This window comes from Serratia sp. PL7 (assembly GCF_945957435.1).
In genome coordinates this window covers 2,737,149-2,753,480 of sequence record NZ_CAMFLB010000001.1, presented here as the reverse complement: position 1 = coordinate 2,753,480, position 16,332 = coordinate 2,737,149, and the positions used below count along the sequence as shown (strand labels likewise).

General features: G+C 62.1%; 14 protein-coding genes and 1 other annotated feature. Of the genes, 12 read left to right on the top strand and 2 right to left on the bottom strand.

Annotated elements, in window-relative coordinates:
• Positions 1-40: 40 nt before the first annotated feature.
• Complete coding sequence (gene mscK, locus N6G83_RS13395) at positions 41-3,424, top strand: mechanosensitive channel MscK (protein ID WP_060447639.1); 3,384 nt, start codon at positions 41-43, stop codon at positions 3,422-3,424.
• Positions 3,425-3,464: 40 nt separating this feature from the next.
• Here mscK and rsmS read toward each other — a convergent pair whose 3' ends face one another.
• The gene (gene rsmS / locus N6G83_RS13390; RefSeq protein ID WP_016928837.1) at positions 3,465-3,644 is read right to left on the bottom strand and encodes a pleiotropic regulatory protein RsmS; all 180 of its coding nucleotides are present in this window, start codon (positions 3,642-3,644) and stop codon (positions 3,465-3,467) included.
• A 106-nt stretch (positions 3,645-3,750) separates the two neighbouring features.
• Positions 3,751-4,287, bottom strand: coding sequence for a primosomal replication protein PriC (priC, locus tag N6G83_RS13385; RefSeq protein WP_025301787.1), 537 nt, complete (start codon positions 4,285-4,287; stop codon positions 3,751-3,753).
• Positions 4,288-4,421: 134 nt separating this feature from the next.
• On the opposite strand from priC, the gene N6G83_RS13380 reads away from it, so the two are divergent.
• From N6G83_RS13380 to hemH, 11 genes are all read left to right on the top strand, one after another.
• Positions 4,422-4,802, top strand: coding sequence for a DUF454 family protein (locus N6G83_RS13380; RefSeq protein ID WP_016928835.1), 381 nt, complete (start codon positions 4,422-4,424; stop codon positions 4,800-4,802).
• A 153-nt stretch (positions 4,803-4,955) separates the two neighbouring features.
• The gene (apt, locus tag N6G83_RS13375; RefSeq protein WP_019454166.1) at positions 4,956-5,507 is read left to right on the top strand and encodes an adenine phosphoribosyltransferase; all 552 of its coding nucleotides are present in this window, start codon (positions 4,956-4,958) and stop codon (positions 5,505-5,507) included.
• A gap of 92 nt (positions 5,508-5,599) precedes the next feature.
• Positions 5,600-7,558 carry a DNA polymerase III subunit gamma/tau gene (dnaX, locus tag N6G83_RS13370; protein ID WP_127146258.1) on the top strand — a complete coding sequence of 653 codons (1,959 nt, stop codon included), beginning with the start codon at positions 5,600-5,602 and terminating at the stop codon, positions 7,556-7,558.
• Positions 6,891-6,955 (top strand) — a sequence feature (DnaX frameshifting element). It overlaps the preceding gene by 65 nt.
• Positions 7,559-7,599: 41 nt before the next feature.
• Positions 7,600-7,929 (top strand): YbaB/EbfC family nucleoid-associated protein, encoded by a 330-nt coding sequence (locus N6G83_RS13365; RefSeq protein WP_025301790.1) that lies wholly within the window; start codon positions 7,600-7,602, stop codon positions 7,927-7,929.
• Positions 7,929-8,534: a recombination mediator RecR gene (gene recR, locus N6G83_RS13360; RefSeq protein ID WP_025301791.1), complete on the top strand. Its 606-nt coding sequence runs from the start codon at positions 7,929-7,931 to the stop codon at positions 8,532-8,534. The genes N6G83_RS13365 and recR overlap by 1 nt, the downstream gene beginning before the upstream one ends.
• A gap of 144 nt (positions 8,535-8,678) precedes the next feature.
• Positions 8,679-10,544, top strand: a complete 1,866-nt coding sequence (htpG, locus tag N6G83_RS13355) for a molecular chaperone HtpG (RefSeq protein WP_164066258.1) — start codon at positions 8,679-8,681, stop codon at positions 10,542-10,544.
• A gap of 203 nt (positions 10,545-10,747) precedes the next feature.
• The gene (gene adk / locus N6G83_RS13350; protein ID WP_025301793.1) at positions 10,748-11,392 is read left to right on the top strand and encodes an adenylate kinase; all 645 of its coding nucleotides are present in this window, start codon (positions 10,748-10,750) and stop codon (positions 11,390-11,392) included.
• Between the two features lie 166 nt (positions 11,393-11,558).
• On the top strand, positions 11,559-12,692 hold the full coding sequence (locus N6G83_RS13345) for a sugar diacid recognition domain-containing protein (RefSeq protein ID WP_025301794.1): 1,134 nt from the start codon (positions 11,559-11,561) through the stop codon (positions 12,690-12,692).
• Positions 12,693-12,811: 119 nt separating this feature from the next.
• Complete coding sequence (locus tag N6G83_RS13340) at positions 12,812-14,077, top strand: GntP family permease (protein ID WP_025301795.1); 1,266 nt, start codon at positions 12,812-12,814, stop codon at positions 14,075-14,077.
• A 9-nt stretch (positions 14,078-14,086) separates the two neighbouring features.
• Positions 14,087-15,250 (top strand): glycerate kinase, encoded by a 1,164-nt coding sequence (locus N6G83_RS13335; protein ID WP_049295146.1) that lies wholly within the window; start codon positions 14,087-14,089, stop codon positions 15,248-15,250.
• A 119-nt stretch (positions 15,251-15,369) separates the two neighbouring features.
• Positions 15,370-16,332 (top strand): ferrochelatase, encoded by a 963-nt coding sequence (gene hemH, locus N6G83_RS13330; RefSeq protein WP_260515480.1) that lies wholly within the window; start codon positions 15,370-15,372, stop codon positions 16,330-16,332.

Genomic DNA, 16,332 nt, shown 5'->3' with positions numbered 1-16,332 from the left:
TGATAATCTTCAGGCTTCTTTACCGATCCGAAGCCAAATCATGCATCGCTGGTTGACTCTGCCTTCTCTGACGCCGCTCACGTTTGTCGGCGCATGCCGGCGGCGCATCGCCGCCGTGACACTCCTTTTCCTGATTTTTGCGTGTTGCTTGCCGGCACAGGCGGCGCTGAACGGCGATCTGCCGCAGCGCAGCGAAGTGCAAAGCCAGCTGGAAACGCTGAACAAACAAAAAGCCCTGACGCCGGTCGAAAAGCTCTCCCAGCAGGATTTGACCCGCACGCTGGAACTGCTGGATGCCATCGAGCGCAACCGGCAAGACGTCGCACAGCTTAAACAGCAGGTGCAGCAGGCGCCGGCGAAGCTCAATCAGGTCACCGCCGAACTGGATGCGCTGAAGCAGCCGACGGACAACGCGGCCGCGCGCGCCGCGCTGTTGCCGCTGTCGCTGCGCCAGCTGGAAAGCCGGCTGTATCAAACGCTCGACGAGCTGCAAAGCGCGCAGGAGAGCCTCTCGACCTACAACAGCCAACTGGTGTCGCTGCAAACCCAGCCTGAACGGGTGCAGAGCACCATGTACGCCGCTTCGCAGCGCCTGCAGGAGATCCGCAGCCAGCTCAGCGGCCAGACGCCGGGGCAAGATTCGCTGCGCAATAGCCAGCAGGTCATGCTGGCCACCGAACAGGCGCTGCTCAACGCGCAGTTGGAGCTGCAGCGCAAGAGCCTGGAAGCCAACACCACGCTACAAGATCTGCTGCAAAAACAGCGTGATTACACCACGGCGCATATCGATGCGCTGGATCGGTCGGTGCAGCTGCTGCAGGAGCTCGTCAACAGCAAGCGCCTGACGCTGTCTGAAAAAACCGCCAAAGAGGCGCAGAACCCGGAAGACGCCACCGATATCCAGCACGATCAGCTGGTCAGCAAGCAGCTGGACGTCAACCGACAGTTGAGCCAACAGCTGATTGCCGCCACTGAAGAGAGCAACACCCTGTTCCAGCAGAATATTCGGGTCAAAAACTGGCTCGATCGCGGTCTGCAGGCGGAACGTAACCTGAAAGAGCAGATCCAGGTGCTGAAGGGCAGCCTGGTGCTGTCACGCATTCTGTATCAGCAGCAGCAGAGCCTGCCGCAGGGCACGCTGCTGGCTGATATAGACACGCGCATCGCCGATCTGCGGCTGGAGCAGTTCGATATCAATCAGCAACGCGACGATCTGTTCAAGGGTGAGGATTACATCAACCAGCTGGTGGCCGAAAGCAAGGAAAAGGCCGGCCCGGAAGTGATCGACGCACTGAACGAGATCGTCGACATGCGCCGCGAACTGCTGGATCAGTTGAACAAGCAGCTCAGCAACCAGCTGTCGCTGTCGATCAACCTGCAGATCAACCAACAGCAGCTCACCAGCGTCTACGGCTCGCTGCAGGATACGCTGACCCAGCAGATTTTCTGGGTCAACAGCAACAAGCCGGTCGATCTGGCGTGGCTGAAGGCAATGCCGGAGGCGGTGCGCGATCAGCTCGCCGGGCTCGATATCAAATTCGACGGTGGCAAGCTATTGCAGGGCGGCTTGAATGCGCTGGTGTTCCTGATCCCGCTGCTGTTGGCGATCGGGGTATTGCGCTGGCGCTACCGGTTGATCGACAGTCATTTGCAAAAGCTGGCCAACGACGTGGGGCAACTGAAGCGCGACGGCCAGCTGCACACGCCGAAGGCCATCGCGCTGACCTTGCTGAAGGTGTTGCCTGGCGCCGCGCTGCTGCTCGGCGTCGGTTTCTGGATGTATCGCGCGGATTTGGGTATCAGCGACTTTATTTGGGCGTTGTCGCAGCAGCTGGCGTTGTCGTGGCTGGTGTTCGGCTTCAGCTATCGCATGCTGAAACCGGGCGGCATCGCCGAGCGGCATTTCAACTTCGGCGCTAACCTGTGCGCGCATTACCGCCGCCAGACGCTGCGGCTGGGGCTGGCGCTGCAGCCGCTGATCTTCTGGTCGGTATTGGGCGAGAAAGCGCCGCTGCGTCTGGTGGAAGACGTCATCGGCCAGATCGTGGTGATGTTGACGCTGGCGCTGCTTGCGGTGCTGGTGTTCCCGCTGTGCCGCGATAGCTGGCGTGAAAAGGGCTCGCATGCCGTGCGGCTGGTGGTGGTGACCGCGCTTGCCGCCACACCGCTGATCCTGCTGGGGCTGATGTTCGCCGGTTACTTCTATACCACGCTGCGGCTGGCCAGCCGCTGGATAGACAGCCTGTATCTGTTCTTCCTGTGGAATATCGTGTATCTGACTGCCCTGCGCGGCCTGAGCGTGGCGGCGCGGCGTTTGGCCTACCGGCGCGCGCTGGCGCGGCGGCAAAACGTGGTGAAAGAGGGGGCCGAAGGCGGCGAAGCGGTGGTGGAAGAGCCGCCGCTAGCGCTCGATCAGATCAACCAGCAGTCGCTGCGCCTGACCACCCTGGTGCTGTTCGCCATCTTCGCCAGCGCCTTCTACGCCATTTGGTCGGATCTGGTGACGGTCATCGCTTACCTGGACAGCATCACGCTGTGGCATTACACCAGCACCGTGGCGGGCAGCAGCGTGTCGCAGGCGGTGACGCTGGGTAACATGATGGTGGCGATCGCCGCGGTGATCGTCGCTTATGTGCTCACCCGCAACTTGCCCGGCCTGCTGGAGGTGGTGGTGCTGTCGCGGCTGCAGCTGCGGCAGGGGGCGTCTTATGCCATCACCACCGTGCTCACTTACCTGATCACCGCCGTGGGTGCCGTGGTTGCGCTGGGATCGCTGGGCGTATCCTGGGACAAACTGCAATGGCTGGCCGCCGGTCTGACGGTCGGGCTTGGCTTTGGCCTGCAGGAGATCTTCGCCAACTTCGTCTCCGGCCTGATCATTCTGTTCGAACGCCCGATCCGCATCGGCGATACCATCACCATCGGCACCTTCTCCGGTTCGGTCAGCAAGATCCGCATTCGCGCCACCACCATTACCGACTTCGACCGTAAAGAGGTGATCATTCCGAACAAGGCGTTCGTCACCGAGCGGCTGATCAACTGGTCACTGTCCGACACCATCACCCGCGTGCTGATCAAGGTGGGCGTGGCCTACGGTTCCGATCTCGACAAGGTGAAAAAGGTGCTGCTGCAGGCGGCGCACGACAACCCGCGGGTGATGACCGATCCCGAACCGCAGGTGTTCTTCCTCAACTTCGGGGCCAGCACGCTGGATCACGAACTGCGGCTCTATGTACGGGAACTGCGCGATCGCAGCTACACGGTGGACGAACTGAACCGCTCAATCGACCGCTTGTGCCGGGAAAACGACATCGACATTGCCTTCAATCAGCTGGAGGTGTATCTGCATAACCAGCAGGGCAATGAAGTGCAGGAAGTGAAAAGAACGCTCTCGCCGGATGAAGGCGGCCAGACGGCGGGCTGATGTGCGTTGAAAGATGGAAGGGACAGCGGGCTGTCCCTGATTACTGTCCGGCAGGCAAATAGGGAGAGGTGACGCCGGCGCGCTGCAGCTTTTCCTGATAATCCCGTTTGACGATATCCAGTGCTGCCAACGCGGTAGCCGGATCGATCTCGTTGCATTCCAGCAGGTAAATCAAGTCTACCGCCAGCTGCAGTTCGGGTGAGGCATTTTCCAGAGACATAGCACCTGCGCTTATTAATTAATGGGATGAAAAACTCGTGTCTCGGCAGAGTATAGTGAACCCGGCGCGCAACCGGGAATAATCATTAAAATATTGTGATAAATCTTCAAAAACCGTTTTCTTTGCGCTCGATATTGCGCTCGATGCGCGCCAGCGCCTGACGGCAGCGCATCAGTCTCCCCTCCAGCGCCGCCAGCTCGTGCTGCAGCTTTTGCTGCGCCGCCAGCGTGGTCTGGCGCCCCAGCAGGCTTTCCCGATCCTGAATCATGGCGATCAGCCGGCGTTCGTAATCCTGGTGCTCGGCCAGCTTGTGGTACAGATCGGCCTCGGGGGCTTCCTTCGGCTGATTCTTGCGCCGTAGCGCCTGGGTTGCCAGCTCGCGCTGCAGGGCAGAGATTTGGGCAACCAGTTTTTCGGCCAGAAAGGCCACCTGGCTGGCGCGGCTGTCGTTAGCGGCGTTTTGCAGCTGGGCGAAGTTTTTCTCCACCTCGGCCAGGTAGTCGCGCAGCCGCGTGCCGCGGTTGGCGAACAGGGCGGCGTCGAAGCGCGCCTGCGGGATCGGGGCGTCGCCGCGCGGAGTGACTTCGGCCGCCAGCGCCGCGATCTGCTGCGCCAACACCTGTAATAGACGCTGAGTGCTCACATAAGCTCCCTCTTGATTTCAACAGGCGTAAGCTTGCCCGCGATGCCGCCCTGAAACAAGCGCCGCATGCATATTCCGCCGGCGCGGCGCCGATGCTACAGTAAGCCGCAACCGATTGAGGAGCGAAGAGCCGCATGACGCGTGGGTTATTGATCATTTTGGGCTGGCTGGCGGTGGTGCTGGCGACGTTGGGCGTGGTGCTGCCGCTGTTGCCGACCACGCCGTTCCTGCTGTTGGCTGCCTGGTGCTTCGCCCGCTCTTCGCCGCGCTTTCATCACTGGCTGCTGTACCGTTCCTGGTTTGGCCCTTATCTGCGCCACTGGCAGCAGCATCGCGCGCTGCCGCCGGGAGCGAAGTGGAAGGCGGTGCTAGTGATCGTGCTGACCTTCGCCTGTTCGCTGTGGCTGGTGAAAATCTGGTGGGTGCGCGGTCTGTTGCTGCTGATGTTGGCTATTTTGCTGACCTTTATGCTGCGCCTGCCGGTTATTGACCTGCCGCAACAAAAACAGCGCTGATTGTGCGCCGCTGGTTGCATTTGTCCGCCAGTTTGCATAGATTTGGGCGTTTTCGTGCGCGGATCGCCTGCCATTCCTTCTCCGGTGTGTTTCACCCAGAGGCGGCGGGTGAGCGGCGCGCCGGTTTTCAGGCAGCTTTATCAGGCAACAATTATGACCGCTACTGCGCAGCAGCTTCAGTTTATTAAAGACAGTATCAAAACCATCCCGGATTATCCGAAGCCGGGCATCCTGTTCCGCGACGTGACCAGCCTGCTGGAAAACCCGTTGGCCTACGCCGCCAGCATCGAGCTGCTGGTTGAGCGCTATCGCGAAGCGGGCGTGACCAAGGTGGTGGGTACCGAAGCGCGTGGTTTCCTGTTCGGCGCGCCCGTCGCGCTGGCGCTGGGCGTCGGTTTCGTGCCGGTGCGCAAACCGGGCAAACTGCCGCGTGCCACGCTCAGCGAAAGCTATGAGCTGGAGTACGGCACCGACAAGCTGGAGATCCACACCGACGCCATCACCGCGGGTGACAAAGTGCTGGTGGTGGACGATCTGCTGGCGACCGGCGGCACCATCGAAGCAACCACCAAACTGATCCGCCGTCTGGGCGGTGAAGTGAAAGACGCCGCGTTCATCATCAACCTGCCGGATCTGGGCGGGGAAGCGCGTCTGAACAAGCTGGGTATCGACTGCTACTGCCTGGTGGACTTCGCCGGCCATTGATGCGGCATCGCCCCTTGGGCACAACGGCCTCGCGGATCGCCGCGGGGCTGTGTTAGCATGACCCTCCAGATTACTCGACTTCTCCGGTATTAATGAGCTATCAGGTTCTCGCCCGTAAGTGGCGCCCTCAAACGTTCGCAGACGTGGTCGGCCAGGAACATGTCCTGACCGCGCTGGCCAACGGCCTCTCGCTGGGGCGGATCCATCACGCCTATCTGTTCTCGGGCACCCGCGGCGTGGGGAAAACCACCATCGCGCGCCTGCTGGCTAAAGGCCTGAACTGTGAAACCGGCATCACCGCCACGCCGTGCGGCCAATGCGACAACTGCCGTGAGATCGAACAGGGGCGTTTCGTCGATCTGATCGAGATCGACGCCGCTTCCCGAACCAAGGTGGAAGATACCCGCGATCTGCTGGACAACGTTCAGTACGCGCCGGCGCGCGGCCGCTTCAAGGTCTACCTGATCGATGAAGTGCACATGCTCTCGCGCCACAGCTTCAACGCGTTGCTGAAGACGCTGGAAGAGCCGCCATCGCACGTGAAATTCCTGTTGGCCACCACCGATCCGCAAAAATTGCCGGTGACCATTCTTTCCCGCTGCCTGCAGTTTCACCTCAAAGCGCTGGACGTCGATCAGATCCGTCAGCAGCTGGAAACGGTGCTGACGGCGGAGCAGATCACCAGCGACGCCCGCGCGCTGCAACTGCTGGCGCGCGCCGCCGACGGCAGCATGCGCGATGCGCTGAGCCTGACCGATCAGGCGATCGCCATGGGGCAGGGGCAGGTGACCGCCGCCACCGTCAGCCAGATGCTCGGCACGCTCGATGACGAGCAGCCGCTGGCGATCCTCGAAGCGCTGGTCAGCGCCGACGGCGAAAAGGTGATGGCGCAGGTCGCGCAGGCCGCTTCGCGCGGCGTGGACTGGGAAAACCTGCTGGTGGAGACGCTGGCGTTGCTGCACCGCATTGCGATGGTGCAACTGCTGCCTTCGATGCTCGACAACCACTACGCCGCCGTAGAACAACGGCTGCGTGAGCTGGCGCGCACTCTGCCGCCGGCCGATGTGCAACTCTATTACCAAACGCTGTTGGTGGGCCGCAAAGAGCTGGCCTATGCGCCGGATCGTCGCATGGGGGTTGAGATGACCCTGCTGCGTGCGCTGGCGTTTCACCCGAAAGCGGTGATCCCGGAGCCGGTGGCGTTGGTGCAGACCGCGCCGGCGCCGATGGCGCAACCGCAGCAGGCCACATCGCCACAGCCGCCGCAGTTTCAGGACGTGCCGCCCCCGCTAGGGCAGCCGGCCGCGCCGCAGCGACAATCATCGACCCCTTTACCGGATGCCACCGCCCAGCTGTTGAAAGCGCGGTCCCAGCTGCAACGGCAGCAGGGAGCATCCACACCAAAAAAGAATGAGCCGGCGGCGCCAGGAATAGCGCGGCCGGCAAACTCGGCGCTGGGGCGTTTGGCTTCCGTGACCGAGCGTAGCCAGCAGCGCCTGGCGGAGAAGAAGGTGCCGGAAAAACCGGCGAAGCCGGAAGCCTATCGCTGGCGCGCGCAGACCGAGCCGGAAGCGGCGCCGGAACCGTTGGCGACGCCGAAAGCGCTGCGCACGGCGTTGGAGCACGAGAAAACGCCGGAGCTGGCCGCCAAGCTGGTGGTGGAATCGCTGGAGCGCGACGCCTGGGCGGCGGAAATCGATAAGCTCAAGATCCCGAAACTGGTGCAGCAGCTGGCGTTGAACGCCTTCAAGCAGCAGCCGGAAGCGGGCAAGATTAACCTCCATCTGCGGTCTTCGCAGCGCCATCTGAATTCGCCTTCGGCGCAGAAGACGCTGGCCGAAGCGCTCGGCGAGCTGTACGGCAGCCCGGTTGAGCTGACCGTGGTGGAGGACGATAATCCGGCGGAGCGCACCCCGCTGGAGTGGCGACAAGCCATCTATGAAGAAAAGCTGGCGCAGGCGCGCCAGTCCATCGTTGCGGATACCCATATCCAGACGCTGTGCCGGTTCTTCGACGCGGATCTGGATGAAGAGAGTATCCGCCCCCTTTAAACGCCGCGCGAGGTGCGCGGCCCTAGCGACGAGAGACGACTATGTTTGGTAAAGGCGGTCTGGGCAACCTGATGAAGCAAGCCCAGCAAATGCAAGAAAAAATGCAGCAGATGCAGGAAGAAGTCGCCAAATTGGAAGTGACCGGCGAGTCTGGCGCAGGCCTGGTGAAAGTCACCATCAACGGCGCACACAACTGCCGCCGCGTGGAGATCGATCCTAGCCTGATGGAAGATGACAAAGACATGCTGGAAGATCTGATCGCCGCCGCGTTTAACGACGCCGCGCGCCGCATCGAAGAGACTCAGAAAGAGAAAATGGCCTCCGTTTCCAGCGGCATGCAGTTGCCGCCTGGCTTCAAGATGCCGTTCTGATGCAAACCAGCCCGCTCCTTGAATCCCTGATGGAGGCGCTGCGCTGCCTGCCGGGCGTCGGCCCGAAATCGGCGCAGCGCATGGCGTTTCAGTTGCTGCAGCGCGATCGCAGCGGCGGCATGCGCCTGGCGCAGGCGTTGACGCGCGCGATGTCGGAAATCGGCCACTGCGCCGACTGCCGCACCTTCACCGAGCAGGACATCTGCACCATCTGCGCCAATCCGCGCCGTCAGCAAAACGGCCAGATTTGTGTGGTGGAAAGCCCGGCGGATATTCACGCCATCGAGCAGACCGGCCAGTTCGCCGGGCGCTACTTTGTGCTGATGGGCCATCTGTCGCCGCTAGATGGCATCGGGCCGGGGGATATCGGTCTCGATCGCCTGGAGCAACGGCTGGAAAAGGAAAGCATCACCGAAGTGATCCTCGCCACCAACCCGACGGTGGAAGGGGAAGCGACTGCCAACTACATCGCCGAGATGTGCGGCCAGTATGGCGTGCTCGCCAGCCGCATCGCCCACGGCGTACCGGTGGGTGGCGAGCTGGAGATGGTCGACGGCACCACGCTGTCGCATTCGCTGGCCGGGCGTCACGCCATCAAGTTCTGATGTTTTCCCGGACGGGGCCACTCGGCCCCGTCGTTTTTTTGCCAAAAATTTCCCGCCGTCCGCTTGAAAAACAAGACCCTGACCCTCATCTGATCCTCATTGTTCGATTTTGGTAGCCATTGTCTTTTGAGGTAATCAATGAGTATGAAAGGTCAAGAAACCCGCGGGTTCCAGTCTGAAGTAAAACAGCTGCTTCATTTGATGATCCATTCGCTGTACTCCAACAAAGAAATTTTCCTGCGCGAGCTGATTTCCAACGCCTCTGACGCCGCCGACAAGCTGCGCTTCCGCGCCCTGTCCGCGCCAGAGCTGTATGCCGGCGACGGCGAGCTGCGCGTGCGCTTGTCCTTCGATAAAGAGCAGCGCACCCTGACCATCGCCGACAACGGTATCGGCATGCGCCGCGAAGAAGTGATCGAAAACCTCGGCACCATCGCCAAATCGGGCACCAAAGCGTTCCTGGAATCCATCGGTTCAGATCAGGCGAAAGACAGCCAGCTGATCGGCCAGTTCGGCGTCGGTTTCTACTCGGCGTTCATCGTGGCGGACAAAGTGACCGTGCGCACCCGCGCTGCCGGCGCCGCCGATGACGAAGGCGTGTTCTGGGAGTCCGCCGGTGAAGGCGACTACACCATCGCCGACATCACCAAAGAGACCCGCGGCACCGAAATCACCCTGCATCTGCGCGAAGGCGAAGATGAGTACCTCGACGCCTGGCGCTTGCGCTCGGTGATCGGCAAATATTCCGATCACATCGCCCTGCCGGTAGAGATCGAAAGCAAGAACGAAGAAGACGGCACCGTCACCTGGGAGAAGATCAACAAGGCGCAGGCCCTGTGGACCCGCAGCAAGGCTGACGTCGCCGACGAAGAGTACAAAGAGTTCTACAAGCACATCGCCCATGACTTCACCGATCCGCTGAGCTGGAGCCATAACCGGGTGGAAGGCAAGCAGGAGTACACCAGCCTGCTGTATATCCCGGCGCAGGCGCCGTGGGACATGTGGAACCGCGATCACAAACACGGCCTGAAGCTGTACGTGCAGCGCGTGTTCATCATGGACGACGCCGAGCAGTTCATGCCGAACTACCTGCGCTTCGTGCGCGGCCTGATCGATTCCAACGATCTGCCGCTGAACGTGTCGCGCGAGATCCTGCAAGACAGCCGTGTGACGCAGAACCTGCGCGGTGCGCTGACCAAGCGTGTGCTGCAGATGCTGGATAAGCTGGCCAAAGACGACGCCGAAGGCTACCAGAAATTCTGGCAGCAGTTCGGTCTGGTGCTGAAAGAAGGCCCGGCGGAAGACAACGGCAACCAGGAAGCGATCGCCAAACTGCTGCGCTTCGCGACCACCCACGGCGACAGCTCGGCGCAGACCGTGTCGCTGGAAGAGTACGTCGGCCGCATGGCGGAAGGGCAGGAAAAGATTTACTACATCACCGCCGACAGCTACGCCGCCGCCAAGAGCAGCCCGCATCTGGAGCTGTTCCGCAAGAAAGGCATCGAAGTGTTGCTGTTGTCCGATCGCATCGACGAGTGGATGATGAGCTACCTGACCGAGTTCGACGGCAAGCCGTTCCAGTCGGTCAGCAAAGCGGATGAAACGCTGGATAAACTGGCGGATGAAACCGAAGAGCAGAAGGCGGCCGAGAAGCAGCTGGAACCGTTCATCGAACGCGTGAAAACCCTGCTGGGCGAGCGCGTGAAGGATGTACGCCTGACGCACCGCCTGACCGATACGCCGGCGATCGTGGTGACCGACGCCGACGAAATGAGCACCCAGATGGCCAAGCTGTTCGCCGCCGCCGGTCAGCAGGCGCCGGAAGTGAAGTACATTTTCGAGCTTAATCCCGAGCATGCGCTGGTCAAACGAGCATCCGACGTGGGCGATAACGAACATTTCGCCGAATGGATCGACCTGTTATTGGATCAGGCGCTGCTGGCAGAACGCGGCACGCTGGAGGATCCGAACTTGTTCATCCGTCGCATGAATAAGTTGCTGTCCGCTTAAAAGCTGAAGATATGCGCCCTTAACGACACCGTTAGGGGCGTATTTCCGGTTTTTCCCCGCTTTTTCTTGCCTTTTGTTCGTCCGTTTTTTTGCACATTCCGCAATCGATTTCCTTCGCGCGCCTTGAGCCTGCCCCCCCTGAAATGGTATCGTTGAGCGTTTTCGCAATTTTATAAAAACTACATAGCAAGGGGATTTACGCAATGCGTATCATTCTGCTGGGCGCTCCGGGCGCTGGTAAAGGTACTCAGGCTCAATTCATCATGGAGAAATACGGCATTCCGCAAATCTCCACCGGTGACATGTTGCGCGCAGCCGTGAAGGCCGGCAGTGAACTGGGCAAGCAGGCGAAAGAGATCATGGACGCCGGCAAGCTGGTGACCGATGAGCTGGTGATCGCGCTGGTCAAAGAGCGCATCACGCAGGAAGATTGCCGCAAGGGCTTCCTGCTGGACGGCTTCCCACGCACCATTCCGCAGGCTGACGCGATGAAAGAAGCCGGCATCAACGTGGACTTCGTGCTGGAGTTCGACGTGCCGGACGAGCTGATCGTTGACCGCATCGTTGGCCGCCGCGTACACGCGCCGTCCGGCCGCGTCTACCACGTGAAGTTCAACCCGCCGCAGGTGGAAGGCAAAGACGACGTGACCGGCGAAGAGCTGACCACGCGCAAGGACGATCAGGAAGAGACCGTGCGCAAGCGCCTGGTGGAATACCATCAGATGACCGCGCCGCTGATCTCTTACTACAGCAAAGAAGCGGCAGCGGGCAACACCCAATACCGCAAAATCGACGGCACCCGCAAGGTGGCCGAAGTGAGCGCAGAGCTGGCGACTATCCTCGGTTGATAGCAAACTGGCAGTGCATGACGCCGGGCCTGTGGTCCGGCGTTTTTTTTTGCCGTTTTCCCGCCAAATTGTGATCGCGGCAGCTTGTTGCGGCCGTGCCCGTTAATCGCCCGCGCCAAATGGCGTATAACAAGCCTGCGTTTTCACCCTCAGCAGGGAGCCGGGCATGCTCAGACAAACCAATCTTCTGGCGGAAGCCACCGCGCGCCAGATCGTCCAGCGGGCGATGGGCATCATCAGCCATTCCGTCAACGTGATGGACAGCAACGGCGTGATCATCGCCTCCGGCAACCCGCAGCGCCTGTTCCAGCGTCATGAAGGCGCGGTGCTGGCGCTGGCGGAGAACCGGGTGGTGGAAATCGACCGCGCCACCGCCGAACACCTGAAGGGCGTGCGGCCCGGCATCAACCTGCCGTTCAGCTTTCGCAATCAGCGGGTGGGGGTGATCGGCATCTCCGGCGAGCCGGCCGAGGTGCGCGCCTACGCTGAACTGGTGAAGATGGCGGCGGAGATGATGGTGGAGCAGGCGGCGCTGCTGGATCAGCACCAGTGGGAAAAACGTTACCGGGAAGAGCTGGCGAATCAGCTGCTGCAACCGCAGCCGAACACCGCGTCGCTGGAGGCGATGGCGGCGTATCTGGGATTGGATCTGCGCCAGGCGCGCATCGTCTGGATCGTCGAGCTGCAAGAGGCGCAGCCGCACCTGCTGCGTGAGCTGTTGGCGGAGCTGGAGGCCACCCAGCGCGACGCGTTGATCGCCATTACCGGCTTCAATGAAATGACCCTGTTGCGCCCGGCCTGCATGGCTCAGGGCGAATGGAGTTTGAAGCTGGAGCGCCAGCAGGCGCAGCGTTTGCAAAACCAGCTAAAACACCGCTTTCGGGTGCGGCTGATCGTCGGCGGTTTTTATGACGATCCGCAAAGCGCCTACCGTTCCAGCCTGACGGCGCGTGCCACCCAGGCAATGGCGCAGCGCCTGAAACTGCGTCACGCCACGCTGTTCTACCACGACTATCCGCTGCCGTCGCTGCTGTGCGATCTCGGGGAGGACTGGCGAGCGCAAGAGCTGGGGCGCCCCTGGCGGACGCTGGGCGAACAGGATGAAAAAGGCGTGCTGCGCGCCACGCTGCGCCACTATTTTTCGCAGAATTGTGATCAGACGCAGGCCGCCGCGCAGCTGCATATTCACGTCAATACCCTGCGCTACCGCCTGCAGCGCATCGAAGCCATAACTGGCATGAAAATCAATCAATTAACCGACGCTCTGCGGTTGTATATCGGCATGCTGATGCACGACTGAGTTGTGCCAACCCACAAATTTCGCGCCGTTCCTTCGGCAATTTTTTGTTGTTTCCCCTCAGGTCAACGCCGGGCGCGCGGGATATGTTGGCCTGCACATCAACCACGGAGAAAACAACAATGACAACCGTATCCACTCTGGGAGCGCTGGTGGCGTTAGCCGTCGCCATCGTTCTGATCCTACGCAAGGTGCCGCCGGCTTACGGCATGATTGCCGGCGCGCTGGCGGGCGGGCTGTGCGGCGGCGCCGATCTGGTGCAGACCGTAACGCTGATGATCGGCGGGGCGCAGGGCATCACCAACGCCGTGATGCGCATTCTGGCGGCGGGGGTATTGGCCGGGGTGCTGATCGAATCCGGCGCGGCGCACACCATCGCCGAAACCATCGTGCGCAAAGTGGGCGAAACCCGCGCGCTGCTGGCGCTGGCGGTGGCTACACTGATCCTGACGGCGGTGGGGGTGTTTATCGATGTGGCGGTGATCACCGTCGCGCCGATCGCGCTGTCGATCGCCCAGAGGGCCGGCATTTCACGCGCGGCGATCCTGCTGGCGATGATCGGCGGCGGCAAGGCCGGCAACGTGATGTCTCCCAACCCGAACACCATCGCGGCGGCGGACAACTTCCACGTGCCGCTCACTTCGGTGATGATGGCCGGCATCGTGCCGGGGCTGTGCGGCCTGGTGGTGGCCTATCTGCTGGCGCGCCGCCTGAGCGATAAAGGCGGCAGGGTGATGGCTGAAGAGCTGACTCAGCATGCCGAAGGGGCGCGGCCGGGCTTCGCTGCGGCGATCAGCGCGCCGCTGGTGGCGATCCTGCTGCTGTCGCTGCGGCCGATCGCCGGTATCGCCGTCGATCCGCTGATCGCGCTGCCTGCTGGCGGATTGGCGGGCGCGCTGCTGATGGGGCGCATCCGCCAGTGCAATCAGTTTATGGTTTCCGGCCTGTCGCGCATGGCGCCGGTGGCGATTATGCTGCTCGGCACCGGCACGCTGGCGGGCATTATCGCCAACTCGGCGCTGAAGGATGTCTTGATTAACGGTTTGACGCACACCGGGCTACCGGCCTGGCTGCTGGCGCCGCTGTCCGGCGCGCTGATGTCGATGGCGACCGCCTCGACCACCGCCGGCACCGCCGTGGCTTCCGGGGTGTTCAGCTCCACGCTGCTCGAGCTGGGGGTGAGCGGATTGGCCGGTGCGGCGATGATCCATGCGGGCGCCACGGTGCTGGATCACCTGCCGCACGGCAGCTTCTTCCACGCCACCGGCGGCAGCGTCAATATGGCGGTGCACGAGCGGCTGAAGCTGCTGCCGTATGAAACGCTGGTGGGGTTCACCATTGCGGCAATCTCGGCGCTGATGTTTGGCGTATTTAACCTGGCGGGATAAGGAACAGTGATGAAAACGCTGAAAAAAGTGGTTATTGCCCCGGATTCTTTCAAAGAGAGCCTGAGCGCGCTCGGCGTCGCTGACGCCATCGAGCGGGGATTCCGCCAAATTTACCCGCAGGCGCACTACGTGAAGCTGCCGATGGCGGACGGCGGCGAAGGCACAGTGGAGTCGATGGTGGCGGCCACCGGCGGCGAAATCGTCCAGGTGACGGTCACCGGGCCGCTGGGGGAGCCGGTGTTGGGATTTTATGGCCTGCTGGGCGACGGCGAAACCGCGGTGATTGAAATGGCCGCCGCTTCCGGGCTGCATTTGGCGCCGCCCAACCGGCGCGATCCGCGCATCACCACCAGTTACGGCACCGGTGAGCTGATGCTGGCGGCGCTGGAGCGCGGCGTGAAGGCGATTATTCTCGGCATCGGCGGTAGCGCCACCAACGACGGCGGCGCTGGGATGATGCAGGCGCTGGGCGTTAAATTGCTGGATAAGGATCGCCGGCCGCTGCCGGTGGGCGGTGCGGCACTGGCGCAGCTGGCGCATCTCGATCTCGCCGAGCTGGACGCGCGTTGGCAACGGGTGAGCGTAACCGCCGCCTGCGACGTGGATAACCCGCTGTGCGGCGAAAAGGGCGCGTCGGCGGTGTTCGGGCCGCAGAAGGGGGCGACGCCGGAGATGGTGGCCCAGCTCGATGCGGCGCTGCATCACTATGGCGAACTGCTGGAGCGGGAAACCGGCCGCGCCGTGCTGACCCAGCCAGGGGCGGGCGCGGCGGGCGGCATGGGGGCGGCGCTGCTTGGCATGCTCGAAGCGCGCTTGCGGCCGGGCATCGAGATTGTCACCGAAACCCTGCGCCTGGATGAAGCGGTGCGCGATGCCGACTTGGTGATCACCGGCGAAGGGCGGCTGGACAGCCAGTCGATCCACGGCAAAACGCCGATCGGCGTGGCGCGAGTGGCCAAGCGTCACGGCGTGCCGGTGATCGCCATCGCCGGCAGCCTGACGCCGGATTATTCGGTGGTGCATCAACACGGCATCGATGCGGCGTTTTCGGTGCTCGATCGCATCGTGACGCTGGAAGACGCGCTGGCGGACGCCGATCGCAATCTGCAGGTGACGGCGCGCAACGTGGCGGCGGTATGGCAACTGGCGCAAGGGGGAAGCCCACAGGGATAGCCTGTTGCTGTTATCGGTTCCGACGCAGGACTTTTCCGTTACAATAGCCGGCATTAATGGCTGCTGACATCCCGACCCAGAACGGAATGCCGGCCGGAAAGGAAATGAGGGGAACTGAGATGAAGCAAGAGAAACACGGCGTATTGCTGGTGAACCTGGGCACACCAGATGCGCCGACCTCGTCGGCGGTCAAACGCTATCTGAAGGAATTCCTCAGTGACGATCGCGTGGTCGACACGGCGCCGCTGATCTGGTGGCCGATCCTCAACGGCGCGATCCTGCCGATCCGCTCGCCGCGCGTGGCGAAGCTCTATCAGTCGGTGTGGATGGAAGAAGGCTCGCCGCTGCTGGTATACAGCCGCCGCCAACAGCGGGCGCTGGCGGCGCGCATGCCGAATACGCCGGTGGAGCTGGGAATGAGCTACGGCTCGCCAAGTTTGGCGGAAGCCATCGACAAGCTGCTGGTGCAAGGTGTGACCAACCTGGTGGTGCTGCCGCTCTACCCGCAATACTCCTGTTCCACCAGCGCGGCGGTATGGGATGGCGTAGCGCGAGTGCTGAAAGGCTATCGCCGCTTGCCGTCGGTGGCCTTCATCCGCGATTACGCCGAACACCCGGCCTATATCGCCGCGCTGCAGCAAAGCGTGGAGCGCTCGTTCGCCGAGCACGGCCAGCCGGATCGGCTGGTGCTGTCGTTCCACGGCATCCCCAAACGCTATGCGCGCCTGGGCGACGACTACCCGCAGCGCTGCGAGGATACGCTGCGTGCGCTGAGCGCCACGCTGCCGCTGGCGCCGGAGCGCGTGATGATGACGTACCAATCGCGCTTTGGCCGCGAGCCGTGGCTGACGCCATACACCGATGAGACCCTGAAGGGGCTGCCGGCGCAGGGCGTGAAGCACATTCAGCTGATTTGCCCCGGTTTCTCGGCGGACTGCCTGGAAACGCTGGAAGAGATCAAAGAACAGAACCGCGAGATCTTCCTCAAGGCCGGCGGCGAGAAGTTTGAATATATCTCGGCGTTGAACGACGAGCCGGCGCATATCGATATGATGCAGCAGCTGGTGGCGCAGCGCCTGTAA